This is a genomic window from Cellulosimicrobium sp. SJTW-1 (assembly GCF_047716875.1).
Lineage (GTDB): Bacteria > Actinomycetota > Actinomycetes > Actinomycetales > Cellulomonadaceae > Cellulosimicrobium > Cellulosimicrobium funkei.
Genome location: NZ_CP136680.1, coordinates 1,946,567 through 1,971,644, shown reverse-complemented (window position 1 = coordinate 1,971,644; position 25,078 = coordinate 1,946,567). Strand labels below are relative to the sequence as shown.

20 protein-coding genes and 6 tRNA genes are annotated in these 25,078 nt (G+C 74.5%); 21 read left to right on the top strand and 5 right to left on the bottom strand.

The window, feature by feature from the left end; genetic code table 11:
- Window positions 1-65: 65 nt before the first annotated feature.
- From RSE42_RS08945 to RSE42_RS08905, 9 genes are all read left to right on the top strand, one after another.
- Window positions 66-138 (top strand) — tRNA-Gly (locus RSE42_RS08945).
- Window positions 139-186: 48 nt separating this feature from the next.
- Window positions 187-257, top strand: a tRNA-Cys gene (locus RSE42_RS08940).
- Window positions 258-278: 21 nt separating this feature from the next.
- Window positions 279-350 (top strand) — tRNA-Val (locus RSE42_RS08935).
- Between the two features lie 159 nt (window positions 351-509).
- A tRNA-Gly gene (locus tag RSE42_RS08930) sits at window positions 510-582 on the top strand.
- A 55-nt stretch (window positions 583-637) separates the two neighbouring features.
- Window positions 638-708 (top strand) — tRNA-Cys (locus RSE42_RS08925).
- A gap of 14 nt (window positions 709-722) precedes the next feature.
- Window positions 723-797, top strand: a tRNA-Val gene (locus tag RSE42_RS08920).
- A gap of 51 nt (window positions 798-848) precedes the next feature.
- Window positions 849-1,733, top strand: coding sequence for a hypothetical protein (locus tag RSE42_RS08915; protein WP_415298669.1), 885 nt, complete (start codon window positions 849-851; stop codon window positions 1,731-1,733).
- 47 nt (window positions 1,734-1,780) lie between these two features.
- On the top strand, window positions 1,781-2,104 hold the full coding sequence (locus tag RSE42_RS08910; protein WP_085388015.1) for a DUF2277 domain-containing protein: 324 nt from the start codon (window positions 1,781-1,783) through the stop codon (window positions 2,102-2,104).
- A 56-nt stretch (window positions 2,105-2,160) separates the two neighbouring features.
- Window positions 2,161-2,475, top strand: coding sequence for a hypothetical protein (locus RSE42_RS08905; protein ID WP_306303318.1), 315 nt, complete (start codon window positions 2,161-2,163; stop codon window positions 2,473-2,475).
- A gap of 19 nt (window positions 2,476-2,494) precedes the next feature.
- Here RSE42_RS08905 and RSE42_RS08900 read toward each other — a convergent pair whose 3' ends face one another.
- The gene (locus RSE42_RS08900; RefSeq protein WP_021482368.1) at window positions 2,495-2,710 is read right to left on the bottom strand and encodes a hypothetical protein; all 216 of its coding nucleotides are present in this window, start codon (window positions 2,708-2,710) and stop codon (window positions 2,495-2,497) included.
- A 214-nt stretch (window positions 2,711-2,924) separates the two neighbouring features.
- On the opposite strand from RSE42_RS08900, the gene glgX reads away from it, so the two are divergent.
- From glgX to RSE42_RS08880, 4 genes are read left to right on the top strand one after another with little or no spacing between them, the layout of a single operon-like run.
- Window positions 2,925-5,132 (top strand): glycogen debranching protein GlgX, encoded by a 2,208-nt coding sequence (glgX, locus tag RSE42_RS08895; protein ID WP_415298666.1) that lies wholly within the window; start codon window positions 2,925-2,927, stop codon window positions 5,130-5,132.
- Entirely contained in the window at window positions 5,129-7,801 is a 2,673-nt protein-coding gene (gene treY, locus RSE42_RS08890) for a malto-oligosyltrehalose synthase (protein WP_415298664.1), read from the top strand. Before glgX ends, treY begins: the two co-directional genes overlap by 4 nt.
- Entirely contained in the window at window positions 7,798-9,693 is a 1,896-nt protein-coding gene (gene treZ / locus RSE42_RS08885; RefSeq protein ID WP_415298662.1) for a malto-oligosyltrehalose trehalohydrolase, read from the top strand. The genes treY and treZ overlap by 4 nt, the downstream gene beginning before the upstream one ends.
- A 14-nt stretch (window positions 9,694-9,707) precedes the next feature.
- Window positions 9,708-10,598 carry a polyphosphate kinase 2 family protein gene (locus RSE42_RS08880; protein WP_415298661.1) on the top strand — a complete coding sequence of 297 codons (891 nt, stop codon included), beginning with the start codon at window positions 9,708-9,710 and terminating at the stop codon, window positions 10,596-10,598.
- A 3-nt stretch (window positions 10,599-10,601) separates the two neighbouring features.
- On the opposite strand, the gene zapE is transcribed toward RSE42_RS08880, so the two are convergent.
- Window positions 10,602-11,723 carry a cell division protein ZapE gene (zapE, locus tag RSE42_RS08875; RefSeq protein ID WP_415298659.1) on the bottom strand — a complete coding sequence of 374 codons (1,122 nt, stop codon included), beginning with the start codon at window positions 11,721-11,723 and terminating at the stop codon, window positions 10,602-10,604.
- Window positions 11,724-11,760: 37 nt separating this feature from the next.
- On the opposite strand from zapE, the gene RSE42_RS08870 reads away from it, so the two are divergent.
- Both RSE42_RS08870 and RSE42_RS08865 read left to right on the top strand, forming a co-directional pair.
- Window positions 11,761-12,612, top strand: a complete 852-nt coding sequence (locus tag RSE42_RS08870) for a dihydrofolate reductase family protein (RefSeq protein WP_415298657.1) — start codon at window positions 11,761-11,763, stop codon at window positions 12,610-12,612.
- 5 nt (window positions 12,613-12,617) lie between these two features.
- Window positions 12,618-13,103: a hypothetical protein gene (locus RSE42_RS08865; RefSeq protein WP_061268189.1), complete on the top strand. Its 486-nt coding sequence runs from the start codon at window positions 12,618-12,620 to the stop codon at window positions 13,101-13,103.
- A gap of 61 nt (window positions 13,104-13,164) precedes the next feature.
- Here RSE42_RS08865 and RSE42_RS08860 read toward each other — a convergent pair whose 3' ends face one another.
- Window positions 13,165-13,905, bottom strand: coding sequence for an aspartate/glutamate racemase family protein (locus RSE42_RS08860; protein ID WP_051876965.1), 741 nt, complete (start codon window positions 13,903-13,905; stop codon window positions 13,165-13,167).
- 100 nt (window positions 13,906-14,005) lie between these two features.
- On the opposite strand from RSE42_RS08860, the gene RSE42_RS08855 reads away from it, so the two are divergent.
- Window positions 14,006-15,238 carry an ATP-grasp domain-containing protein gene (locus RSE42_RS08855; RefSeq protein ID WP_137280438.1) on the top strand — a complete coding sequence of 411 codons (1,233 nt, stop codon included), beginning with the start codon at window positions 14,006-14,008 and terminating at the stop codon, window positions 15,236-15,238.
- Between the two features lie 102 nt (window positions 15,239-15,340).
- Here RSE42_RS08855 and RSE42_RS08850 read toward each other — a convergent pair whose 3' ends face one another.
- Together RSE42_RS08850 and gndA are read right to left on the bottom strand one after the other, a co-directional pair.
- Window positions 15,341-16,510, bottom strand: a complete 1,170-nt coding sequence (locus RSE42_RS08850) for a DegT/DnrJ/EryC1/StrS family aminotransferase (RefSeq protein ID WP_415298655.1) — start codon at window positions 16,508-16,510, stop codon at window positions 15,341-15,343.
- A 220-nt stretch (window positions 16,511-16,730) separates the two neighbouring features.
- Window positions 16,731-18,167 (bottom strand): NADP-dependent phosphogluconate dehydrogenase, encoded by a 1,437-nt coding sequence (gndA, locus tag RSE42_RS08845; protein ID WP_340697279.1) that lies wholly within the window; start codon window positions 18,165-18,167, stop codon window positions 16,731-16,733.
- Window positions 18,168-18,425: 258 nt separating this feature from the next.
- On the opposite strand from gndA, the gene RSE42_RS08840 reads away from it, so the two are divergent.
- The 5 genes from RSE42_RS08840 (at window position 18,426) to RSE42_RS08820 (ending at window position 25,033) form a co-directional block, all read left to right on the top strand.
- On the top strand, window positions 18,426-19,046 hold the full coding sequence (locus RSE42_RS08840; RefSeq protein WP_034655857.1) for a DUF3000 domain-containing protein: 621 nt from the start codon (window positions 18,426-18,428) through the stop codon (window positions 19,044-19,046).
- The gene (locus RSE42_RS08835; protein ID WP_194522572.1) at window positions 19,043-20,317 is read left to right on the top strand and encodes a ribonuclease D; all 1,275 of its coding nucleotides are present in this window, start codon (window positions 19,043-19,045) and stop codon (window positions 20,315-20,317) included. Before RSE42_RS08840 ends, RSE42_RS08835 begins: the two co-directional genes overlap by 4 nt.
- A gap of 21 nt (window positions 20,318-20,338) precedes the next feature.
- Complete coding sequence (locus RSE42_RS08830) at window positions 20,339-21,382, top strand: lipid II:glycine glycyltransferase FemX (protein ID WP_228485323.1); 1,044 nt, start codon at window positions 20,339-20,341, stop codon at window positions 21,380-21,382.
- 190 nt (window positions 21,383-21,572) lie between these two features.
- Complete coding sequence (locus tag RSE42_RS08825; protein WP_415298651.1) at window positions 21,573-22,868, top strand: thiolase family protein; 1,296 nt, start codon at window positions 21,573-21,575, stop codon at window positions 22,866-22,868.
- 2 nt (window positions 22,869-22,870) lie between these two features.
- Window positions 22,871-25,033 (top strand): 3-hydroxyacyl-CoA dehydrogenase NAD-binding domain-containing protein, encoded by a 2,163-nt coding sequence (locus tag RSE42_RS08820; protein ID WP_391515818.1) that lies wholly within the window; start codon window positions 22,871-22,873, stop codon window positions 25,031-25,033.
- Window positions 25,034-25,078 lie beyond the last annotated feature (45 nt).

The following is a 25,078-nucleotide window of genomic DNA, read 5'->3' as shown; positions in this document are numbered from 1 at the left end:
CTGGGACGCGCCGGAACGCCGGAGGGCCGGGGGAAACGCTCCCCGAAGCTCCAAGGTCCGGCCGCGCGGATGTGGCTCAGTTGGTAGAGCATCACCTTGCCAAGGTGAGGGTCGCGGGTTCGAGTCCCGTCATCCGCTCGGAGGCCCACCCTCTCGCCGCCCTCGTGGTGGCGGAGGGCAGGTCGCGGTGGAGTGGCCGAGAGGCGAGGCAGCGGCCTGCAAAGCCGTATACGTGGGTTCGAATCCCATCTCCACCTCGCAACAGCACCACCCCTCTGGGGCGATTGGCGCAGCGGTAGCGCGCTTCCCTGACACGGAAGAGGTCACTGGTTCGATCCCAGTATCGCCCACGAGCACGACGAGAGAGGCCGCCCCGGCACCGTCCGGAGCGGCCTCTCTCGCGCCGACCATCACCTGGACCGGATGCACGGGTCCGGGCGGAAGTCGGCTAGTATGTGCTTCGCGCCGATCACCACGGGGTTCGTGAGAGCCCCCGACGGACCGGCCGCGCGGATGTGGCTCAGTTGGTAGAGCATCACCTTGCCAAGGTGAGGGTCGCGGGTTCGAGTCCCGTCATCCGCTCGGAGGCCCACTCTCTGGCCCGCTCCCCCCGGGAGCATGAGAGGACGCGTCTCAAGGTGGAGTGGCCGAGAGGCGAGGCAGCGGCCTGCAAAGCCGTATACGTGGGTTCGAATCCCATCTCCACCTCGTATGCAGCACCCGGGCGATTGGCGCAGCGGTAGCGCGCTTCCCTGACACGGAAGAGGTCACTGGTTCGATCCCAGTATCGCCCACCACTCGAAGGCCGTCCCGACGCCGGGGCGGCCTTCGTCGTCTACTCTCGGCGCATGCCCGACCAGCGCCCCGCCCACGACGTCCTGCCGCTCGGCGCGGCCCCGCGTCCCACGACCGCCCCCGAGCTGCTCGCACGCCTGCGGCCGGCCGCCCTCGACGCCCTGGGCCCCGAGGTCGAGGGCACGGCAGCCGTCCGGCTCGACGCCGACCTCGAGGGCGCGGACGTCTCTCGCCTCGACGTCGACCTCACGGGCGTCCGGGTCCGGGTGGGGGCGGACCGCCCCGCCTCCTCGTCCGGGCGCAGCACCTCCCCGACGGCCGACGTCGAGCACGTCCGCTCGCGCGAGGACGCGGTGGTGCGCCGGCTCCGGGTCGACGCGCACCCGCTCCTGGTCGACGACGTCCCCGTGGACGTCACGGCCGAGATCGAGGGGCTGCGCTTCCGCTGGGTCGAGGGCGCCGACGGGTCGCTCGCCGTCGAGGGCGTCGAGCCCGACGACGCCGCGCCCCTCGGCGGGCACGTCCGCGTCTCGGCCCCGCGCGAGGCGGTCCTCGCCACCGCCCGGAGGATCGTCGCCACCGAGCTGCAGAACATCGGCCTCACGCTGGCCTCGCTCGACGTCGACCTCGTCGCGACGGGGCCACGCACGGTGTCGCTCCAGGCGTTCGCCCGCGTGCGCAAGGGATTGCTCTCGGCGAGCGTGCGCGCGACCGGTACCGCCGAGGTCGACGCGCGCATGGTGCTCACCGTCCGCGACCTCGAGCTGTCGAGCCGCAACCCCGTCGTCGCGGCGCTGCTCGTGGTGGCGCGCGGCGAGCTGGCGAAGGTCGAGGGGCGCCACGTCGACCTCGCGGCCGACCTGCCGCCGGGGGTGCGGGTGGCGGACGTGCGGGTCGAGGCGGGCGAGCACCTCGCGGTGACGGCCCGGCTCGCCTGACCCCGGTCACTCTTGTGGCGCTCCTCACACGCACGTAGCGTCGAGGCATGTGCCGGAACATCACGACCCTGCGCGGCCTCGAGCCGCCCGCGACCGACGAGGAGATCGAGGCGGCCGCGCGCCAGTTCGTCCGGAAGGTCACGGGCATCCAGCGCACGAGCGCCGCGACCGAGGAGCCGTTCGAGCGTGCGGTCGACGAGGTGACCGCGATCGTCGCGCGCCTGCTCGACGAGCTGCCCGAACGCCGGAACCCGCCGACGACGGTCCCGCCCCTGCGGCGCGAGGAGGTCCGGGCGCGCATCGCCGCCCGCGAGGCCGCCGAGCGCGAGCACGAGAGGGCGCACGAGCTCGGGATCGCGCACACCCACTGAGACGGGCCGCGACGACGGGTGCGGCGAGGTCCCGGCGGCGTCTAGGCTCGGAACCCGTGACCGACGCACCCGCCTCGCCCCCGCCCCAGGCCCACCGGCCCGAGCCCGTGAGCGCGACCATGCGCCGCGCCAAGGCGGACGCGCGGTCGGAGCACGTGACGATCGGGCAGGTCCGCGAGGACGCCGCCGGGCGCGTCACCATCGACTGCTCGTGCGGCATGCCGCTCACCAACGGTCCCGACTGGACCGTCGACGAGCACATCCGCCTACACCGGGCCGAGGCGCGCTACCTCGCCCTCAGCGCCGTCGCCCCCGCGGGGATGCCACGGCTCATCGCGGTCGACGCCGACCGCCTGCCGCGCGTCGACTGAGGGGCCGAGCGCGAAGTTCCTAGAGCTCGTCCGGGTCGTCCCAGGACGTGCCCGACGACGCGCCGTCGATGGGCCGGCGCTCGTTCTCCGAGAGCGACTGCGGGGCCTTCGTCGCGTCTCCCCCGGTGAGCACGTCGCCGGACCCCTCTCCCTCGTCCTCACGGCGCGGGGACAGCCGGGCGGACGCGATGTCGGACTGGTTGAGGTCGTCGCGGTGGTGTGCGTGGGTGCTCATGGCACGGGTCTACCAGGTCCGCCCGCGCGATGCACGACCGTCCGCCTCCGGGCGGGTCGCCGCGCCGCACGGCCGGGGCGACCACCAGCGTGATCGCCGCTTGGCACACTATTACTGCTCTGATCGCGGCGGGAGAGCCCGGTCGAGATCGATCGCGTCACCGAGGGGTCTCCTGCGACGACAGCGAACAGGACCCCGTGACATCCTCAGGGACATGCAGACCTGGCCAGGCCACCCCTACCCCCTCGGCGCCACGTACGACGGCACGGGGACCAACTTCGCGCTCTTCTCCGAGATCGCCGAGCGCGTCGAGCTCTGCCTCTTCGACGACGACGGGAACGAGACCCGCGTCGACGTCGAGGAGATCGATGCGCACGTCTGGCACGTCTACCTCCCGGGCAAGGGCCCCGGCACGCGCTACGGCTACCGCGTGCACGGTCCCTACGACCCCGCGAACGGCCACCGCTGCAACCCGGCGAAGCTTCTGCTCGACCCGTACGCGAAGGCGATCGAGGGGCAGATCGACGGCGACGAGTCGCTGTTCTCCTACCGTTTCGCCGACGCGGACGAGGTCGCGCAGGCGGTCGAGCCCGCCGAGGGCGAGGAGGACGACGCGCCCCCGCCCGCTCCCCCGCTCAACGACGACGACTCGGCCGGGCACACGATGATGTCGGTCGTCATCAACCCGTTCTTCGACTGGGGCCACGACCGCCCGCCGAACCGGGACTACCACGACAGCGTCATCTACGAGGCGCACGTCAAGGGCATGACGATGCTCCACCCGGACGTCCCCGACGAGCTGCGCGGCACCTACGCGGGCATGGCGCACCCGGCCGTCGTCGAGCACCTCGTGACCCTGGGCGTCACGGCGGTCGAGCTCATGCCCGTGCACCAGTTCGTCAACGACCCCACGCTCGTCGAGAAGGGGCTGTCGAACTACTGGGGCTACAACACCATCGGGTTCTTCGCGCCCCACAACGGCTACGCGGCCCACGGGACGCGCGGGCAGCAGGTCATGGAGTTCAAGACCATGGTCAAGGCGCTGCACGAGGCCGGCATCGAGGTCATCCTCGACGTGGTCTACAACCACACCGCGGAGGGCAACCACCTCGGCCCGACGCTGAGCTTCCGCGGCATCGACAACAAGGCCTACTACCGGCTCGTGGACGGCGACGAGGCGCACTACTTCGACACGACCGGCACGGGCAACTCGCTGCTCATGCGCTCGCCGCACGTGCTCCAGCTCATCATGGACTCGCTGCGGTACTGGGTGACCGAGATGCACGTGGACGGGTTCCGCTTCGACCTCGCGGCCACGCTCGCGCGCCAGTTCCACGAGGTCGACCGCCTCTCGGCGTTCTTCGACATCGTGCAGCAGGACCCGGTCATCTCCCAGGTCAAGCTCATCGCCGAGCCGTGGGACCTCGGCGACGGCGGCTACCAGGTGGGCGGCTTCCCGCCCCTGTGGACCGAGTGGAACGGGCGCTACCGCGACACGGTGCGCGACTTCTGGCGCGGCGAGCCCTCGACGCTGCCCGAGCTCGCGAGCCGCCTCACGGGCTCGTCCGACCTCTACGAGCACGGCGGGCGCAAGCCCATCGCCTCGATCAACTTCGTCACCGCGCACGACGGCTTCACGCTCAACGACCTCGTGTCCTACAACGAGAAGCACAACGAGGCGAACGGCGAGGACAACAACGACGGCGAGAGCCACAACCGGTCCTGGAACTGCGGGGCCGAGGGCCCGACGGACGACCCCGACGTGCGGTCGCTGCGCGCGCGCCAGCGCCGGAACTTCTTCGCCACGCTGCTGCTGTCGCAGGGCGTGCCCATGCTCGCGCACGGCGACGAGATCGCGCGCACCCAGCGCGGCAACAACAACGGCTACTGCCAGGACAACGAGATCACCTGGATGGACTGGGGCGGCGAGGAGGGCCTCGACGACGAGCGGGCCGCGCTCCTCGACTTCGCGCGCCGGGTCGTCTGGCTGCGCCGCGACCACCCCGTGCTGCACCGGCGGCGCTTCTTCGTGGGCCGGCAGGACGGCGCGGAGCCGGGCACGCCCGAGGGTCCGGACGACCTCCCGGACATCGAGTGGCTCGACATCACCGGCTCGCGCATGGACCAGCAGGACTGGGACCACGCCTACGCGCGCACCGTCATGGTGTTCCTCAACGGCGACGCGATCCCCGAGCAGGACCGGCGCGGCGAGCCGATCGTCGACGACTCGTTCCTGCTGCTGCTCAACGCGCACTCCGAGGATCTGGACTTCACGGTGCCGCCGGCGGCGTACGGGGAGAGCTGGGACGTCGTGCTGGACACCGACGGCACGGTCGACGTCGGCGACGTGCTGCAGCCCGGGGAGACCGTGTCCGTGACGGGCCGCAGCGTCATCGTCCTGACCCGCCCGCCGCTGCGATGACCGCCGTCTCCCCCGCCGGCGCGCCGGCCGCGCGGCCCCGCGTCCCGGTCTCGACGTACCGGCTCCAGCTCGGTCCCGACCTCACGTTCGACGACGCCGCGCGCCAGGTGCCGTACCTCGCGACCCTCGGCGTCACGCACCTCTACCTCTCGCCGGTGCTCCAGGCGGCGCCCGGGTCGACCCACGGGTACGACGTCGTCGACCACACGCGGATCAGCGACGAGCTCGGCGGGCGCGAGGGCCTCGGACGGCTCGCGGCCGCGGCCCGCGACGCGGGCCTGGGCATGGTGCTCGACGTCGTCCCGAACCACATGGCGGTCCCCACGCCCGCGTGGCACAACCGTGCGCTGTGGTCGGTCCTGGAGGAGGGCTCCGACTCCCCGTACGCCCGGTGGTTCGACGTCGACTGGTCGGCGGGCGAGGGCGCGGTCCTCATGCCCGTCCTCGGCGCGCGCCTCGGCGACGTGCTCGCGGCGGGCGAGCTCGTGCTGGACGAGGTCGAGGTGCCGGGCACGCCCGGGCCCCGGCGCGTGCTGCGCTACTACGACCACGTGTTCCCGGTGCGCGCCGGGACGGAGGACCTGCCGCTCGCGGAGCTCGTCGAGCGCCAGCACTACCGGCTGGCCTACTGGCGCGTGGGCGACGAGGAGCTCAACTACCGCCGGTTCTTCGACGTCGGGTCGCTCGTCGCGGTCCGGGTCGAGGACGAGGAGGTCTTCGACGCGACGCACGCGCTCGTGCTCGACCTGGTCACGTCCGGGGTCGTCGACGGCCTGCGCATCGACCACCCCGACGGCCTCGCGGACCCGGCGCAGTACCTCCAGCGCCTCGCGGACCGCACCGACGGCGCGTGGGTCGTCGTCGAGAAGATCCTCGCGGGCGAGGAGCAGGTGCCGCCCGACTGGGCGACGGTCGGGACGACCGGCTACGACGTCGCGTGGCGCCTGCAGCAGCTCTTCGTCGACCCGGGCGGCCGGTCGGGCCTCGACGCGGTGATGACGCGCCTCACGGGCGCGCCGCCCGGCGGCCTCGGCGCGCTCGTCGAGGAGGCGAAGCGCGAGGTCGTCGCCGGGCCGCTCTACGCGGAGGTGCACCGGCTCACGGACCTCGCGGCCGCCGTCTGCCACGACGACCCGCGCCTGCGCGACCACACGTGGCGCGGCCTGCACCAGTGCCTGCGCGAGCTGCTCGTCGCGTTCGACCGCTACCGGGCGTACGTGGTGCCGGGCACCCCGCCGCGGCACGAGGCGGTCCGGGCCGTCGAGGAGGCGGCCGAGCGCGCCCGCGCGCACCTCGACCCGCAGCGCGCGGAGACGCTCGCCGTCGTCGTGGACCTCGTGCTCGGCCGCGAGGTCGGCAGCGCGGGGCGACGGCGCGAGGCGCGCCGCGACGAGCTCGTCGTGCGCTTCCAGCAGGTGTGCGGTGCCGTGACGGCGAAGGGCGTCGAGGACACGGCGTTCTACCGCTGGACCGAGCTCGTGAGCCTGTGCGAGGTCGGGGGCGAGCCGGACCGGTTCAGCCTCGGCGTGCACGACTGGCACGCGTTCGCGCAGCGGTTCGCCGCGCTCACCCCGCACGCCCTCACGGCCGGGTCGACGCACGACACCAAGCGCGGCGAGGACACGCGCGCGGCCCTCGGCGTGCTGTCCGAGGACGCGGGCGCGTGGTCGCGGCTCGTCGACGAGGTGCGCGCGGCGACCGCCCCCTACCGCGGGGTCCTCGTCGACGGTCTCGCCGAGAACCTGCTGTGGCAGACCGTGGCCGGGACCTGGCTCCCCGACGCGACCACGCCGGACGACGCGACCGACGGCACGTCCGAGGCCGCGATCGCTCCCGACCGGCTCGTCGACTACCTGCGCAAGGCGCTGCGCGAGGCGAAGGTCGCGACGTCGTGGACGAGCCCGGACGAGGCGTACGAGGAGGCCGTGGCCGAGCTCGCCCGCCGCGCGCTCGCCGACCCCGCCGTGACCGGGGCGTTCGCCCGGTGGGCGCGCGAGCACCGCGAGGAGCTGCGCGCCGCGAGCCTCGGGATCACGCTCACGCGGCTCACGGCCCCGGGCGTCGCGGACGTCTACCAGGGCGCCGAGTCGTACGCGCCCACGCTCGTCGACCCGGACAACCGCCGTCCCGTGGACGTCGACGACCTCACCGAGCGCCTCGCGCGGCTCGACGGCGGGGCACCCCCGCGGACGCTCGCGGACGAGAAGCTGCTCGTCACGGCGCGCGCCCTGCGCGTGCGCCGCGCCCTCGACGCCGCGTTCGTCGGCGACGGCGCCGGGTACGCGCCCGTCGCGTCGTCGACGCCGTGCGCGCTCGCGTTCGCGCGCACGGCCCCGGCCGGCACCCCCACGGGCGACCCCGCGACCGCCGACGCGTCCGGTGGCGACCGCACGGACGACGCGGCCGTCGCGCACGTCGTCACGGTGGCGACCCGGCTCGCCGGGACGGTCGACCGCCTCGGTGGGTGGCGCGACCACGTCGTCGCGCTCCCCGCGGGCACGGGCACGTGGGTCGACGTGCTCACCGGGCGCGAGCACCCGGCCGGGAGCGTCCGCGTCGCGGACCTGCTCGCCGACCTGCCGGTCGCGCTGCTCGTCGCGCCGGGCTCCGCCGCGAGCGCCGCGGCGACGGGCGAGGTCGCCGCCGCGACCGGCGAGGGCGCACCATGACGGCGGGCACACCGGTCCCGCCCCCGCGCGTCCCCGCACCCCAGGCCACGCCCCTGCTCGCCGTGCCGGGGCCGCGGCCCGTGGTGTGGGCGCCGACGGCGCGCAGCGTCGAGCTCCTGCTGCCGGAGCAGGGCTCGGGCACGTTCGAGGGCGCCGAGCGCCTCCCGCTGCGCCTCGTGGGGGCGCACGTGCCGGGCTGGTGGGGGTACGACCACGAGCTGGCGTGGGGCACGGACTACGGTTACTCCGTCGACGGCGGTCCGGGCCGTCCGGACCCGCGCAGCCCGTGGCAGCCGTACGGGGTGCACGGGCCGAGCCGCACGTTCGACCCGGCGTTCGCCTGGACGGACGCCGCGTGGCCGGGCCGCGACGTGCGCGGCGAGGTGCTCTACGAGCTGCACCTCGGGACGTTCACGCCGCAGGGCACCCTCGACGCGGCGATCGACCGGCTCGACCACCTGGTCGCGCTGGGCGTCGGCGCCGTCGAGCTCCTGCCGGTCGCGGCGTTCGGGGGCGAGCGCGGCTGGGGCTACGACGGCGTGCACCTGTACGCGGTGCACGAGCCGTACGGCGGCCCGCGAGCGCTCCAGCGGTTCGTGGACGCCGCGCACGCCCGGGGGCTCGCGGTGGTGCTCGACGTCGTCTACAACCACCTCGGCCCGTCGGGGAACTACCTGCCGGAGTTCGGCCCGTACTTCACGGACGCGCACACGACCCCCTGGGGCTCGGCCGTGAACCTCGACCGCCCGGGCAGCCGGGAGGTGCGCGAGTGGGTGATCGACAACGCCGAGCGGTGGTTCGTCGAGTTCCACGTGGACGCGCTGCGGCTCGACGCGGTGCACGCCCTCGTCGACGACTCCCCGACGCACCTCCTCGCGGAGCTCGCGCGGCGCGTGGACCGCGTGGAGCAGGAGCTCGGGCGACCGCTGACGCTCGTGGCCGAGTCGGACGAGAACGACCCGGCGACCGTGACGGGCGTGGAGCAGGGCGGGCGCGGGATGCGCGCGCAGTGGGCGGACGACGTCCACCACGCCGTGCACGCGCTGCTCACCGGGGAGCGCCAGGGCTACTACGTCGACTTCGGCTCGGTCGCGGTGCTGCGCAAGGCCCTCACGGGCGTGTTCGTGCACGACGGCACGTTCTCGACGTTCCGGGGGCGCGACTGGGGTCACCCGGTCCCCGCCGGGACCGACGGCCACGCGTTCGTCGTGAGCTCGCAGAACCACGACCAGGTCGGCAACCGCGCGCACGGCGACCGGACGTCGGCGACGCTCGACGGCGGCGGTCTCGCGACGGCCGCGGCGCTCGTGCTCGTGTCGCCGTTCACGCCGATGCTGTTCATGGGCGAGGAGTGGGGGGCGTCCACGCCGTGGCAGTTCTTCACGGACCACGCGGAGCCGGAGCTCGCGGAGGCCGTCCGCGCGGGCCGGGCGGCCGAGTTCGCCGACCACGGGTGGGGCGGCGGCGACCCCGTGCCCGACCCGCAGGCCCGCTCGACGCGGGACGCGAGCGTCCTCGACTGGTCCGAGCGGGAGCGCGGCGAGCACGCGCGCCTGCTCGCCTGGTACCGGGACCTGGTGGCGCTGCGGTCGCGGCCCGACGTGCGCTCGGGCGACCTCTCGCTCGTGCGCGTCCACGGCCCGGGCGGCCCGGAGGACGACGCGGCGGGCGAGGAGCAGACGACGGGCGCCGCCCCGCACGGCGGGCCCGCGTTCGTCGTGGACCGGCGCACCGTCGCGGTCGCGGTGAACCTCGGGGACGCCCCGCGGCGCCTGCGGCTCGCGCTCGGCGGCACGCCGCGCGTGCTCGCCGCCTGGGACCCGGCGACCCGGGCAGGCCGGCACCACGTCGACCTGCCCGCGCGTTCGGTCGCCGTCCTGGCGCGCGGGTGACTACGCTCGCGCCCATGGCGACGACGACGAAGACGAAGGCCACGCACGGGGGCGGCGCGGAGGGCGCCTGGGAGGTCCCGCCGGAGCAGGCGCTGCGGGTGCCGGAGGGCTTCGACCTGGCAGCGTTCGACCGCGCGTCGACCCCGGGGTTCACGGGCGACAAGGCCGCCGGGAAGGCCCTCGTCGCGCAGCACGCGGACGAGCTGTCCGAGCTGCAGGAGCGCCTGTTCGCCGAGGGCCGCTCGGGCGGGTCCCGGTCGGTGCTCCTCGTCCTGCAGGGCATGGACACCGCCGGCAAGGGCGGGATCGTGCGGCACGTCGTCGGGCTCGTCGACCCGCAGGGCGTCGCGCACCGGTCGTTCGGGGTGCCCACGCCCGAGGAGCGGCGGCACGACTACCTGTGGCGGATCCGCCGCGCCCTGCCCGAGCCGGGGTACATCGGCGTCTTCGACCGGTCGCACTACGAGGACGTGCTCGTCGCGCGCGTCGACGCGCTCGTGCCGCCCGCGGTGTGGGAGGCGCGCTACGACGAGATCAACCGCTTCGAGGCCGAGGTCGCCGCGGCGGGGACCACGATCGTCAAGGTCGCCCTGCTCGTCTCCTACGAGGAGCAGCGCGCGCGGCTCATGGAGCGGCTCGAGCGCCCGGACAAGTTCTGGAAGTACAACCCGAACGACGTCGACTCGCGCCAGAAGTGGCCTGCGTACCAGGAGGCGTACCAGGCCATCCTCGACCGGACGAGCACCGACGTCGCGCCGTGGCACGTGGTCCCGGCCGACCGGAAGTGGTTCGCGCGCCTCGCGGTGAGCGAGCTCCTGCTCGACGCGCTGCGCGGCCTCGACCTCGGGTGGCCCCCGGCCGACTTCGACGTCGCGGTCGAGAAGGCGCGCCTCGCCGCGACGTGACGCTCAGGCCGCGCCGCGCGCGACCGTGCGGCCGTCCTCCGCGAGCGCGCCGAGGCGCGACAGCGCGCGGTAGTACTTCTTGCGGTACCCGCCGCGCAGCATCTCCTCGGTGAACAGGCTCCGCTCCCCCGTGTACGCGCCGGTCCCGGCGAGGAGCACGGGCACGTCGCGGTCGTAGAGGCGGTCGACGAGCACGACGAGGCGCAGCGCCGCGGACTGCTCGGTGACGGGGTGCACGCCCGTGAGCGCGACGACCTCGACGCCGTCGAGCAGCGCCCGGTACCGGCTGGGGTGGACCTGCGACAGGTGCGCGAGCAGGTCGTCGAACACGTCGAGGGTCGCGCCGGGCCGGCCGGTGACGGCCGCCCGCACGTCGGCCTCGGGCAGCGGCGCGGAGTCCGTGACGACCGCGCGGTGCCGGTAGTCCTCGCCGTCGACGCGCAGCACCTCGAACCGGGCCGCGAGCGCCTGGATCTCGCGCAGGAAGTCCTCGGCGGCGAAGCGGCCCTCGCCGAGCGCCTCGGGGAGCGTGTTCGACGTCGCGGCCAGCGCCACGCCGCGGTCCGCGAGCTCGCGCAGGAGCCGGGACATGAGGACGGTGTCGCCCGGGTCGTCGAGCTCGAACTCGTCGATGCACACGAGCTTCTTCGTGGCGAGCGCGTCCACCGTCGCCCGGAACCCGAGCGCGCCCACGAGATTCGTGTACTCCACGAACGTGCCGTACGCGCTGACGTCGAGGCCCACCGTGTGCGCGAGGGACGTGAGCAGGTGCGTCTTGCCGACCCCGAACCCGCCGTCCATGTACACCGCGGGCGCCGTCTGCTTCCGGGCGCCGAACAGCCCCTTGCGCGCGGGCTTCACGACGGCGGCCGCGACCTCCTCGAGCCGCGCGACGGTGCGCGCCTGGCTGGGGTAGGCGGCGTTGGCGCGGTAGGTCGAGAACCGCGCGTCGGCGAAGTGCCGCGGCGGCACGAGGTCGGCGAGGAGCCGGGCGGGAGGCACGGAGGGCCGGACGTCGGCGAGGGCGCGGACGGGCCCGCCGGGGGTCGGCAAGGAGGCCGACGCGCGGGCGGTGCCGGGGAGGGCTGCCGGGGCCGAGGGACCACCGGAGGCGGGCGCAGTCACGAGGATCCAGCCTACGCCTGCGGCTAGCCTGGCCGCTGTGACCTCGACCACCACCCCGCCCGACGGGCCCGTCGCGCCCGGCGGGCGCACCGACCTCCCCGCGCTCGACGTGCTCCTGCCCGCCGCGGAGCACCTCCCGCCCGACCCGCGCGAGGACCGGCTCGCCGCGCTCTATGCCTACGGGCCCCCGGTGCGCGGGGCGAGCGTCGTGCGCGCGAACATGGTCGCGAGCGTCGACGGGGCGGCGTGGGGCCCCGACGAGCGCTCGGGGTCGATCAACGACGACGCGGACTGGCGCGTGTTCCGCGTCCTGCGGGCGCTGGCGGACGTGGTGCTCGTCGGGGCGGGCACGGCGCGCGCCGAGGGCTACACCCCGCTCGGCCGGCCGCGCGGGCTGCGGCACCTGCGCGACGCCCCGGTCGAGCTCGCCGTCGTCAGCCGCAGCGGCCGCGTGCCCCCGGCGCTCGCCGGGACGGAGCGCCCGCCGTTCGTGCTGACCGGCCGCGCCGGTGCCGCCACCGCCCGGGGCGACGTGCCCGCGGACCGGGTGCTCGTCGTCGGGCAGGACGCGGGGGACGACGCGCTCGACCTCGCCGCGGGACTCGCCGCGCTCGCCGGGCGCGGCCTCACGCGCGTGCTCACCGAGGGCGGCCCGTCGCTGCTGGCGGACCTCCTCGCCGCGGACCTCGTCGACGAGCTGTGCGTGACGACCACCCCGACGCTCGTGGGGTCCGGACCGGGACGGATCGTGGGCGGCGCCCCGGCTCCGGGGACGACCACGGCCCTCCCCCGCGGGGCACGCCTCGCCCACCTGCTGCACGCCCCCGAGGACCGGCCCGGGTCGCCCGCCGGTACGACCGCCGCGCGCTGGCTCCTCCCGCTAGGCTGACCTGCGTGACCGACACGATCCTCGTCCTGACCGAAGACACGCTCAACCCGGCCGACGTGCAGCACATCCTGTCGCTGCACGAGGACGAGCAGCTCGCCTACCGGGTGCTGGTCCCGGCGGACACGGAGCGCAACGTCATCTCGGGGATCATCGACCACCTCAGCGTGGGCGAGCTCAAGGAGGCGTGGGACGAGGTCCTGGGCCGCGAGCCCTCGCCCACGACGGCGAAGGCGGAGGCGAGCGAGCAGCTCGAGCGCAGCGTGGCCGAGCTCCGCGCGGCGGGCCGCGAGGCGGACGGCGTCGTCGTCGACGACGACCCGCTGCCGGCGCTGCGCACGGCCGTCGCGTCCGGCGGGGCGCGCGAGATCGTCGTCGTGACGTACCCGCACGCGGTCGAGGACACGTTCCACACCGACTGGGCCTCCCGCGCGCGCGAGGAGCTGCACGTCCCCGTGCTGCACCTCTACTCGGGCACGAGCGAGCTGGGCTGACCCTCCCGGCGTCCGGCCGGCGAGGACGCCTGCCGGTCCGGCGGTCGGCGGACCCGCGGGGTCACGCCCCGCGGACGCGGTGCCCGGCGCGGCGGATCGTCGCGCGGGCGAGCTGGTCGGTCGAGTCCAGGTAGAGCGGGTCGGCGAGCAGGTCGTGGTCGACGGCGACCACGGACAGCTCCGTGCAGCCCAGCACGATCACCTGGGCCCCGCGCTCGACGAGCCGCCCCGCGACGGCGCGGAACGTCTCGATGTCGACCGGCCGCCCCGCCTTCACCTGCTCGTAGATGATCTGCGACACGAGCGCCTGGTCGCCGTCGTCGGGCACGAGCGCCTCGACCCCGTGGCGCGCGAACGCGTCCTGGTACACGCCCGACGCCGCGGTCCCCGCCGTCGCGAGCAGGCCCACCGCCCGCAGGTCGTCGACCCGCGCCCGCGCCGCGTCGACCGTCGTGTCGATGATGGACACGAACGGGACGCTGATCGCGTCGAGCACCTGCTGCGTGAAGTAGTGTGCGGTGTTGCACGGCATGACGAGGAAGTCCGCGCCGAAGCGCTCGAGCCGCTCCGCGTCCCGCGCGAGCACCGGGCCCGGGTCCGCGTCCGAACGCCCGAGGATGAAGTCCGTGCGGTCGGGGATCGTCGCGTGGTTGAGCACGACGGCGTCCACGTGGTCCTGGTCGCGCTCGGCCTCCGTGAGCGCGACGAGGAGCTGCAGGAAGTAGGCCGTGGCGAGCGGCCCGACACCTCCGAGCACTCCGACGAGGGGCTGGGCGTGGTCCTGGTCCGGTCGCGACGTCACCCGTGGATCCTACGGCGCCCGCGTCCCGGGGAGCGGGCGGCGCGGACCGTAGGATGGCGGACGCCCGCCGACCCGACAGAGAAACGGACGACCCTCCGCGATGACGTACGGCAACGCCGAGTTCCTCCCCATCGTCCTGGGGACCAACCTCAACACCTACAACATCGCGAGGTCGTTGCACGAGGCGTACGGCGTCCGCACGCTGGCCCTGGGCCGCTTCCCCCTGCGCGAGACGGCGGACTCCCGCATCGTCGACGTGCGCACCTACCGCGACTTCGACGACCCCGAGCGCATCGTCGCCGTCCTGCGCGAGCTCGCCGAGGAGTTCCCGGGCCGCAAGCGCCTGCTCATCGCGAACATCGAGTTCTACACGAACGTCGTCATCGCCCACCGGGCCGAGCTCGAGCACCTCTACGTCATCCCGCTCGTCGGCGAGGACCTGGCCGCGCGCCTCATGAACAAGACGGACTTCGCGCGCACGTGCGCGGAGCTCGGCGTGCCGCACCCGGAGACGGTGATCGCCACGGCGGCCGACGTCGACGACCCCGGCTTCGGCGAGGACCTGCCTTTCCCGTACCCGCTCATCCTCAAGCCGGCCGACACCGACACCTACCCGCGCCTGCGGTTCGAGGGCAAGAAGAAGGTGTACCTCGTCCAGGACGCGGCCGAGCTGCGCGACGTCGGCCGCCGCATCTACGCCGCCGGCTACACCGACGACCTCATCGTCCAGGAGTACCTCGCGGGCGACGAGTCGGTCATGCGCGTGGTCAACACGTACTCCGACCGCCACGGCCGCCTGCGGTTCCTGTCCGCGGCCCAGATCGTGCTCGGCGAGTACGACCCGAAGCTCGTCGGGAACTACAACGCCGTCGTGACGATGAAGGACGACCGGCTCACGGAGTCCGTCCGGCACCTGCTCGACAGCCTCGGCTACGTCGGCGCCGCGAACCTGGACGTCATGTACGACCGCCGCACCGGCACGAGCAAGATCCTCGAGGTCAACCTGCGCCAGGGCGCGGCGAGCTTCTACACGATGGCCGCGGGCGGCAACCTCGCGCGCTGCTACGTCGAGGACCTCGTGTACGGGCGCGAGCTGCCCGAGCAGGTGACGTCGGACGCGCGCCTGTGGGTCAACGTGCCCTACCCCGTCGTCCGGGCGCTCGTCCCGGTGTCGCTGCGCCACCGCGTGAAGAAGGCCCGCAAGCACGGCGTGTGGCACACCCTGCGCTACGCGCCCGACCGCAGCCTGCGCCGCCGCCTCGACGTGTGGCGCGTGGACCTGCGCCACACGCTCGACTACGTGAAGTTCGCGCGCTCGCGCCCGTCGGCGTAACCGCGGGAGTCGCGGCGCCGACCAGGTGGTCGTGGCCCGTCCGGTGTCGCGGACGCGCCGGGATCACCTGGTCGGCCGGCACGGACCGCCTGGTCGTGGGGCTCAGGCGCCCAGGGCGGACCGGACGGCCTCGACGAGGCGGCGCGCCGTCGCGACCCCGACCGTGGTCGGCAGGTTGACGACGCGCGCGACGAGGTCCTCCGTCGTCGCGAGCGCGGGATCGCCCGGGGTGTACCCGTAGACCGCGGGGTCGTCCGGACCGGGGAACAGCGCCGGTCGGTACCACTTGCCGACGTAGAACCCGGCGGCCGTGAGCTCGGCGACCAGGCGGTCGGCGGTCGCGGCGTCGGGCGCGAAGAACGGGAACCGCACGAGCGGCGCGCGCTCCCCGATCCCGGCCGGGACCTCGACGACGCCCGACAGCCCGCGCACGTACTCCGCGACCGTGTCGGCCCGCCGCGCCTCGGTGTCGCCGCTGGACCGCAGCGCGTCGACCATGCGGTCCACGACCCACGCGGACGGGCGCTGCGGCGGGTGCGCGAGGCCGCCCCGGTTCTCCACGGGAGCGATCGCCGGCTCGTACGCCCCGACGGCCGTGAGCGCGCCGCGCACCTTGCCCGCCGCCGCACCGGGGAGGCGGTTGAGCACGCGCACCTGGGTGCGGAAGCTGCGCGCAGCGAGGTCGAGCCGCGGCCCGACGACGGGCAGCGCGTCGAGCGCCGCCACCGTCGCGGCGCGCAGCGCCGGGTCGAGCGCGGGGCTCACCCACACCGCCCCGCCGAACCGCGTGGGCAGCAGCTTCTCGACGCCGAACGAGTGGAACGAGACGTCGGCGACGGGCGTGCCGTCGGCGTCGCGCGCGAGGCGCCCCACGCAGTGCGCGCTGTCCTCGACGAGCAGCGCCCCGACGGAGCGCGCGGCGTCGCGCAGACGTCGCGCGGCCGGCTCGTCGACGATCCCGAACGTGTTCTGCAGCACGACCGCCCGCGTGTCCGGGCCGACGGCGAGCCGGTCGGGGTCGATCGCGACCGTCGCCGGGGACACCTCGGCGTAGACCGGCCGCAGGCCGGCCACGAGCACCGGGTCGACCGCCGTCGAGCACGTGAACACCTGCGTGACCACGTCGCCCCGACCCCGGGCCTCGGCGAGCGCGCGGAACACGACCTCCATCCCGTAGCGGGCCTTGAAGACGAGGAACCAGTCGGCCGGGTCGGTGCCCGTCCGGTCGGCGAGCATCCTCGTCGCGGTCGCGTCCTGCGGGTGGCGGCTCATCGTTCTCCGTGTCGTCCGGCGTCAGGGGTCGGGGCCGACGCAGCGGCCCGCGCGCCTAGCCTGCCACGTCGGCGGGCCGACCGGGCCGAGCCGCTCGTCACGCACGGGGGACCGGCCGCGCGACAGGACGTGCGGGCGACACGACATGCGGGCCGGGACGCGCGACGGCGGCCGCCGCGCCGGAGCGCGACGACCGCCGTCGGGACGTCGGGGAGGGACGTCAGGCGTCGGACTCGGTCCGGTCGCCCGACCACTCGGTGTGGAACACGCCCGGCTTGTCGACGCGGCGGTAGGTGTGCGCGCCGAAGAAGTCGCGCTGCGCCTGGATGAGCGCGGCGGGCAGGCGCTCGGCCCGCACGCCGTCGTAGTAGGCGAGCGACGACGAGAACGCGGGCGTCGGCACGCCGTTGAGGGCGGCCTGCGCCACGACGCGACGCCACGCCGCGAGACCGTTGCCGACCGCGCCGGTGAAGTACTCGTCGGCGAGGAGCAGCGGGAGCTGCGCGTCGCGCTCGTACGCCTCGGTGATGCGGTTGAGGAAGCGCGCGCGGATGATGCAGCCGCCGCGCCAGATGCGGGCCATCGCGCCGCGGTCGATGTCCCAGCCGTACTCGGCCGACGCGGCCGCGATCTGGTCGAACCCTTGGGAGTACGCGACGACCTTCGACGCGTAGAGCGCGAGGCGCACGTCCTCGACGAACGCGTCGCGGTCCTGCACGTCCCACGCCGCGGCGTCGGCGGGCAGCGCGGCGCGACCGGCCTCGCGCTGCGGGACCGAGCCGGACAGCGCGCGCGCGAACGTCGCCTCGGCGATGCCCGTGATCGGCACGCCGAGGTCGAGGCCGTTCTGCACCGTCCAGCGGCCGGTGCCCTTCTGCTCCGCCTGGTCGAGCACGACGTCGACGAACGCCTTGCCGGTCTCCGCGTCGACGTGCTGGAGCACGTCCGCGGTGATCTCGATGAGGAACGACTCGAGGTCGCCCGTGTTCCACTGCGCGAAGATCTCGCCGATCTCCCGCGCGGACGCGCCGAGCCCCTGCTTGAGCAGGTCGTACGCCTCGGCGATGAGCTGCATGTCGGCGTACTCGATGCCGTTGTGCACCATCTTGACGAAGTGGCCGGCGCCGTCGGGCCCGACGTAGGTGCAGCAGGGCACGCCGTCGACCTTCGCCGAGATGTCCTCGAGGATCGGGCCGAGGCTCTGGTACGACTCGCGCGTGCCGCCCGGCATGATCGACGGACCGTTGAGCGCGCCCTCCTCGCCGCCCGAGACGCCCGTGCCGACGAAGTGCAGGCCCAGCGCCGCGAGGGCCTTCTCCCGGCGGATCGTGTCGGGGAAGTGCGCGTTGCCGGCGTCGACGACGATGTCGCCCTCCTCCAGCAGCGGCACGAGCTCGTCGATGACGGCGTCGGTCGCCGCGCCCGCCTTGACCATGATGACGACCTTGCGCGGGCGCTCGAGCGAGGCCACGAAGTCCGCCATCGACTCCGACGGCACGAAGTCGCCCTCGGTGCCCGCCTCGGCGATCAGGGACTCGGTCTTGGCGTACGAGCGGTTGTGCACCGCGACCGTGTAGCCGTGCCGGGCGAAGTTGCGGGCCAGGTTGCGACCCATGACGGCGAGTCCGGTCACACCGATCTGTGCGCGTGCTGACATCTGCTTCCCTGCTCCTCGAGGGTCGGTCCCGGCGCACGACGGCTGCGCGCGGGAGGGCGCGGAACCGGGCCGGGCGCGGGCGCGCGGCCGGGTGCACCGGGGATGGATACGCTGCCAGCCTAGTCCTCGGGCGCCGTCGAGCCCCGGGGGTGCCACGATCCGGTCACCCGCAGGGATCGTGACGAAGTCGGGATCACGATTCGATGACACCCGCGCGGCGTGCGTCCGTCCCGCCCCTCGCGCTCGTACTGTGCCGGGGTGACCACCCCTCACGGGACCGACGCTCCCCCGGAGTTCCGTGCCGTCCTCGACGCCCTGGGCGCGCGCCGGCTGCGGCCCGAGGTGACGCTGCGCGAAGTCCCCGCCCCGCGCCGGATCGCGCCGTGGTCGGTCGCGCTCACGGGCGAGGTCGAGGCGGCGCGCTCCGACGACCCCGAGCTCGCGTCGGGGCGCTTCATCGTCCTCTACGACCCGGCAGGCCAGGAGGCGTGGGAGGGCCGGTTCCGCGTCGTCACGCTCGTGCGCGCGACTCTGGAGCCGGAGATGGCGGCGGAGGACGTGCTCGCCGAGGTCGCGTGGACGTGGCTCGAGGACGCCCTGCACGACACGGGCGCCGTCGTGCGCGCGGAGGGCGGCACGGTCACGCGCGTGCTGTCCCAGAGCTTCGGGGCGCTGGCCGGCAAGCACAACGACGTCGAGCTCGAGATGCGCGCGTCGTGGACGCCCGTCGCGCCGGGCCCGGGCACGGCCGACCTCGGGGACCACCTCGCCGCGTGGGCGCAGCTCCTGTGCACGGCCGCCGGGCTGCCGCCGCTGCCCGAGGGCGTGACCCCCCTCGGTGCTCGGCCCCCCGCGCGACGCAATACCGTGGGCTCATGAGCTCGACCGCAGCACCCGCTCCCCCTCCGCTCGACCCCGCACCCGGGGCAGAGCGCGCCCCGACCGTCGTGACCCCGCTGACGGAGCCGTCCGACGGCGTCGGCCCCGTCGTCGACACGCCCGCCGCGTTCGCGCGCGTCGTCGAGGCGTTCGCCGCCGCGAGCGGCCCCGTGGCCGCCGACGCCGAGCGCGCCTCCGGCTACCGGTACGGCCAGCGCACCTACCTCGTGCAGGTGCGCCGCGAGGGCGCGGGCACCGCGCTCGTCGACCCCGTCGCCGTGCCCGACCTGTCGCCGCTGCGCGAGGCGGTCGGGGACGCCGAGTGGGTCCTGCACGCGGCGTCCCAGGACCTGCCCGGGCTCGCGGAGCACGGGATCGTCCCGGCCCGCGTGTTCGACACCGAGCTCGCCGCCCGCCTGCTGGGGATGGAGCGCGTCGGCCTCGCGGCGGTGGTCGCCGAGGTGCTCGGGCTCGGCCTCGCCAAGGAGCACTCGGCGGTGGACTGGTCGACGCGGCCCCTGCCCGAGGACTGGCTGCGGTACGCGGCGCTCGACGTCGAGGTGCTCGTCCCGCTGCGCCGCGCGCTCGGGGAGCGGCTCGACGAGGCGGGCAAGGCGGACTGGGCGGCACAGGAGTTCGAGGCCGTCCGCACCGCGGGGCCGCCGGCCCCGCGACCCGAGCCGTGGCGTCGGACGTCCGGCACGCACACGCTGCGCGACCCGCGGCGCCTGGCCGTGGTCCGCAGCCTGTGGGAGGCCCGCGACGCGACGGCCCGGGCCCGCGACATCGCCCCGGGGCGGGTCCTGCCCGACCGCGCGATCGTCGCCGCGGCGGAGGCGCTGCCGCGCACGGCCGGCCAGCTCGTGGAGCTGCCGCCGTTCGCGGGCAAGGGCACGCGCCGTCGCGCGGCGTACTGGCAGCGGGCCGTCGACGCGGCGCTCGCGCTGCCCGCGAGCGCGCTGCCGACCACGCGCGGGCCGCGCACGGACGCCCCGCCCCCGCCGCGCGCGTGGGCGGACCGCGACCCGGGCGCCGCGGCACGGCTCGACGCGGCGCGCGGCGTCGTGCAGGAGCTCGCCGAGCGGTACGCGCTGCCCGTCGAGAACGTGCTCCAGCCCGACGCCCTGCGGCGCCTGTGCTGGACGCCGCCAGAGCCCGCCGACGCGGCGGGGATCGCCGCGTTCCTGCGCGGCCGCGGGGCGCGCGAGTGGCAGGTGGGGCTCGTCGCGGAGCCCCTCGCGGACGCGTTCGAGCGCGCCGGCGAGCGGTAGCGGGAGGGTAGGGTCGTCCGCGTGCACGACGCGAACCTGACGATCCGGACAGTCACCGACCGAGCCTCCTGGGACGCCCGGGTGAACGAGCTCGGCGGCCACCCCCTGCAGCTGTGGGGCTGGGGCGAGGTCAAGGCCACGGGCGCCTGGACCCCGCACCGCGTGGAGGCGGTGGACGGCGACGGCCGCGTCCGCGGCCTGGCGCAGGTTCTCGTGCGCTCCCTCCCGGCGCAGTTCAAGGCGCTGTGCCACGTGCCCCGTGGGCCCGTGATCGCGCCGGCGGGAGACGGCTGGGGCGCCGGCCCGGGCGTGGGCGACGACGCGACGCGCGACGCCGTGACCCGTGCGGTCGTCGCGTGGTGCAAGACGACGGTGGGCGGCGTCGGCGTCACGATCGAGCCCGACTGGCCGGTCGGGACGCACCTCGCGCTGCCCGACGCCCGCCCCGCGGCGAACCCGATCCTCTACCCGGTGACGCTGATCCTCGACCTCACGAAGTCCGAGGACGAGCTGACGAAGGCCATGGGCAAGTCGACGCGGTACGACATCCGCAAGGCGGCGCGCACCGGGCTCGAGGTGCGGCGCGTGACGGACGAGGCCGAAGTGCGCCAGGTGCTCGACGTGTACCACGAGACCGCCGAGCGCGCGGGCTTCGCGCTGCACGACGACGAGTACTACCTCGCGATCCACCGCGAGCTCGGGGAGCACTCGGTGCTCGTCGCCGCGTTCTCCGAGGGCGCCCCGGTGTCGTTCGTGTGGTGCGTGTCGTCGGCGACGACGTCGTTCGAGCTCTACGGCGGCATCAACGACGCGGGCCGCAAGCTCCGCGCGAACGCGCCGGTGAAGTGGCACGCGATCACGCTCGCGCAGCAGGCCGGCCTGGTCCGGTACGACATGAACGGGCTGCTCAACGACGGGATCAGCGAGTTCAAGCGCAGCTTCGCCCAGCACGACGACGAGCTCGTGCACAGCGTCGACGTGCCGTTCTCGATGTGGTACTCCGCGTGGAACAAGGGCCTGCCGACCGCGAAGAAGGTCGTGCGCAAGCTCCGCGGGAGCCGCTGACGCGGGCTCCCGAGCACCCCGAACCCCGGAGAGACCCGGTATCGCGCGATGCGATACCGGGTCTCTTCATGTCGTAGCATCGGTCTCGTGCTTTCCCGATACCCGCGGTAGCGTGTATCGCACGTACGACCCCCGAGCGGTGCCGCTCCGGACACCGCCGTCCCGACCATCTGCATCGGATGGAGATGCCATGACCGTGGCCAACGAGGCCCCCTCTCCCACCTCGGCACCCACCCAGGCGGCTACCCAGCGCTCGCGCCGACGCCCCGTGCGCAACGTCGTCTTCGTCGAGGGCGTCCGCAGCCCGTTCGGCAAGGCACGCCCCGACGGGATCTACGCCGAGACCCGCGCGGACGACCTCGCCGTGAAGACGGTCCGCGAGCTCCTGCGCCGCCGCCCCGAGCTGCCCGTGGAGCGGATCGACGAGCTCGCGCTCGCCGCGACGACGCAGACCGGCGACCAGGGCCTCACCCTCGGCCGCAGCGTCGCCGTGCTGGCCGGGCTGCCCAAGTCGGTGCCCGGCTTCGCGATCGACCGCATGTGCGCGGGCGCGATGACCGCGGTCACGACCACCGCGGCGAACGTCGCCGTGGGCGCGCAGGACGTCGTCGTCGCGGGCGGCGTCGAGCACATGGGCCACCACCCCATGGGCGAGGGGTCGGACCCGAACCCGCGGTTCGTCGCCGAGCGCCTCGTCGACTCCTCCGCGCTCGTCATGGGCGCGACGGCCGAGAACCTGCACGACCGGTACCCGCACCTCACCAAGGAGCGTGCCGACGCGTACGCCGTCGCGAGCCAGGCCAAGTACGCCAAGGCGCTGGCGAACGGCGACATCTCCCCCGACCTCGTGCCGGTCGCGACCCGGTCGACCGAGCTCGGGTGGGGCCTGGCCACGGCCGACGAGCTCCCCCGCCCCGGCACCACGGTCGACTCGATCCGCGACCTCAAGACCCCGTTCCGCCCCGGCGGGAAGGTCACCGCGGGCAACGCCTCGCCGCTGACCGACGGCGCGACGGCGTGCCTGCTCGCCGCGGGCGACGTCGCCGACGAGCTCGGGCTCCCGGCGCGCATGCGCCTCGTCGCGTACGCGTACGCGGGCGTCGACCCGGAGGTCATGGGCATCGGGCCGGTCCCCGCGACCGAGCGCGCGCTCGCGTCCGCGGGCCTGACGATCGACGACATCGGCCTGTTCGAGATCAACGAGGCGTTCGCGGTCCAGGTGCTCGCGTTCCTCGACCACTTCGGCATCGCGGACGACGACGAGCGCGTCAACCAGTACGGCGGCGCCATCGCCATGGGCCACCCGCTCGCGTCGTCGGGCGTGCGCCTCATGACGCAGCTCGCGCGCCAGTTCGAGCAGCACCCCGAGGTGCGCTACGGCCTGACGACCATGTGCGTCGGCCTCGGCATGGGCGGGACCGTCATCTGGGAGAACCCGCACCACGCCGACTACTCCGGCCACACCTTCGAGACCGCGGAGAACTGACGATGAGCGCACCGACCGACACCACGCCCACCACCTCCGCGGACGCGACGAAGGACGCCGCGCGCGGGGAGCGCGTCACGCACTCGCTCGTGCGCGACGTCGCGCTCCCCGGCGGGACGGGCACGCTCGCCCTCGTCACGCTCGACAACGGGCTCGACCACACCAAGCCGACGACGCTCGGCCCAGAGGGCCTCGCGGAGCTGCACGCGGCCCTCGAGACGCTGCGGCGCCGGGCCGCGGACGGCGAGATCGTCGCCGTCGCGATCACGGGCAAGCCGTACTTCCTCGCCGCCGGCGCGGACCTCACGCAGGCCGCGGCCGTCCAGGTGCGCGACGACGCGCTCGCCCTCGGGCGTGCCGGGCACGCCGCGTACACGCTGCTCCAGGACATGGGCGTGCCGACGTTCGCGTTCGTCAACGGCGTCGCGCTCGGCGGCGGCCTCGAGGTCGCGCTGAACTGCACGTACCGCACCGTCGCGTCCGACGCCGGTGCGCTCGCGCTCCCCGAGGTCGGCCTGGGCCTGGTCCCCGGCTGGGGCGGCGCCTACCTCGTGCCGCGCCTGCTCGGCGTCGAGAAGGCGATGGACGTCATCCTCGCCCGCCCGGCCGCGAACAAGCCGTTCAAGGCGAAGGAGGCGTACGAGATCGGGCTCGTCGACGCGCTCTTCGAGGCGCCCGACTTCCTCGAGTCGTCGCTGCGCTGGGCCGAGGCCGTGCTGCGCGGCGAGATCGTCGTCGAGCGGCGCGAGCTCGACCCGCAGCCCGTGTGGGACGCCGTCGTCGCCGGGACGCGTCAGCGCCTCGACGCCGTGGTCGCGGGCTCGCGCCCCGCCCCCTACCGCGCGCTCGACCTCGTCGCCGCCGCGCGCACCGCGTCGCGCGAGGAGGCGTTCGCCGCCGAGGACGAGGCCCTCGCGGACCTCATCATGAGCGACGAGATGCGCGCGAGCGTCTACGCGTTCCAGCTCGTCTCGAAGGGCAAGCGGCCCCAGGGCGCGCCCGACGCGAAGCTCGCCCGCCCCGTCACCCGCGTCGGGATCGTGGGCGCGGGGCTCATGGCCGCGCAGATCGCGCTGCTGTTCGCGCAGCGCCTCCAGGTGCCGGTCGTCATGCGCGACCTCGACCAGGAGCGCGTCGACAAGGGCCTCGGCTACGTCCGCTCCACCGTCGAGAAGCTCGTACGCTCGGGCCGCATGTCCGCGGACACCGGCGCGCGCATCGTCGGCTCCGTGCACGGCACGACCGAGCTCGGCGACTTCGCGGGCTGCGACGTCGTGATCGAGGCAGTCACGGAGATCCTCGGGCTCAAGAAGAAGGTCTTCGCCGAGCTCGAGGGCGTCCTGTCGCCCGAGGCCGTGCTGCTGACCAACACGTCCGCGCTGTCGATCACCGAGATGGCGGCCGACCTGCAGCACCCCGAGCGCGTCGTCGGGATGCACTTCTTCAACCCCGTCGCCCAGATGCCGCTCGTCGAGATCATCCAGGCGGCGAAGACCGACGACGCGGCCCTCGCGACGGCGTTCGCCATGACGAAGAAGCTCCGCAAGACGGCCGTGCTCGTCGCCGACCGCCCCGGGTTCGTCGTCAACCGCCTGCTCATCCTGCTCATGGGCAAGATCGTCGAGGCGGTCGAGAACGGCACGTCGGTCGAGGTCGCGGACCGCGCCGTCGCACCGCTCGGCCTGCCGATGCCGCCGTTCGCGCTGTTCGACCTCGTCGGCCCGGCCGTCGGCCTGCACGTCCTCACGTCGCTGCGCGAGGACCTGGGCGACCGGTTCCCCGAGTCCCCCGGCCTGCAGCGCATCGTGGACGAGCAGATCCCCGTCGTCCTCGACGCGCCGAAGGGCCTGCCCAAGCCCGTCGACCCGGCGATCCAGCGGGTCTTCGGCACGGGTGCGGCGGGCGGCGACGGAGCACTGGACGAGGCGGGCGTCCTCGACTCCGTGCTCACGGCGCTCACGCAGGAGATCGGGCTCATGCTCGACGAGGGCGTGGTCGCGAGCCCGTCGCAGATCGACCTGTGCATGATCCTCGGCGCGGGGTGGGGCTTCCACCTGGGCGGCATCACGCCGTACCTCGACCGCACGGGCTACAGCGAGAAGGTCCTGGGCCGCCGCTTCCTGCCCGACGGCGTCGCCAACGTCCCGGCGACATCGCGCGTCTGACGAAACCCCTCCCCCTCCGCCGAGCAGGTGGTTGTGGCCCGTCCT

What these genes read in the sequence shown, in the direction of transcription:
- RSE42_RS08855 (WP_137280438.1), top strand. Translation starts at nt 14,006, where the DNA reads ATGACGTACGGCAACGCCGAGTTCCTCCCCATCGTCCTGGGGACCAAC.
- treY (WP_415298664.1), top strand. Translation starts at nt 5,129, where the DNA reads ATGACCGCCGTCTCCCCCGCCGGCGCGCCGGCCGCGCGGCCCCGCGTC.
- RSE42_RS08820 (WP_391515818.1), top strand. Translation starts at nt 22,871, where the DNA reads ATGAGCGCACCGACCGACACCACGCCCACCACCTCCGCGGACGCGACG.
- glgX (WP_415298666.1), top strand. Translation starts at nt 2,925, where the DNA reads ATGCAGACCTGGCCAGGCCACCCCTACCCCCTCGGCGCCACGTACGAC.
- gndA (WP_340697279.1), bottom strand. Translation starts at nt 18,167, where the DNA reads ATGTCAGCACGCGCACAGATCGGTGTGACCGGACTCGCCGTCATGGGT.
- RSE42_RS08850 (WP_415298655.1), bottom strand. Translation starts at nt 16,510, where the DNA reads ATGAGCCGCCACCCGCAGGACGCGACCGCGACGAGGATGCTCGCCGAC.
- RSE42_RS08915 (WP_415298669.1), top strand. Translation starts at nt 849, where the DNA reads ATGCCCGACCAGCGCCCCGCCCACGACGTCCTGCCGCTCGGCGCGGCC.
- RSE42_RS08900 (WP_021482368.1), bottom strand. Translation starts at nt 2,710, where the DNA reads ATGAGCACCCACGCACACCACCGCGACGACCTCAACCAGTCCGACATC.
- RSE42_RS08825 (WP_415298651.1), top strand. Translation starts at nt 21,573, where the DNA reads ATGACCGTGGCCAACGAGGCCCCCTCTCCCACCTCGGCACCCACCCAG.
- RSE42_RS08835 (WP_194522572.1), top strand. Translation starts at nt 19,043, where the DNA reads ATGAGCTCGACCGCAGCACCCGCTCCCCCTCCGCTCGACCCCGCACCC.
- RSE42_RS08910 (WP_085388015.1), top strand. Translation starts at nt 1,781, where the DNA reads ATGTGCCGGAACATCACGACCCTGCGCGGCCTCGAGCCGCCCGCGACC.
- treZ (WP_415298662.1), top strand. Translation starts at nt 7,798, where the DNA reads ATGACGGCGGGCACACCGGTCCCGCCCCCGCGCGTCCCCGCACCCCAG.
- RSE42_RS08880 (WP_415298661.1), top strand. Translation starts at nt 9,708, where the DNA reads ATGGCGACGACGACGAAGACGAAGGCCACGCACGGGGGCGGCGCGGAG.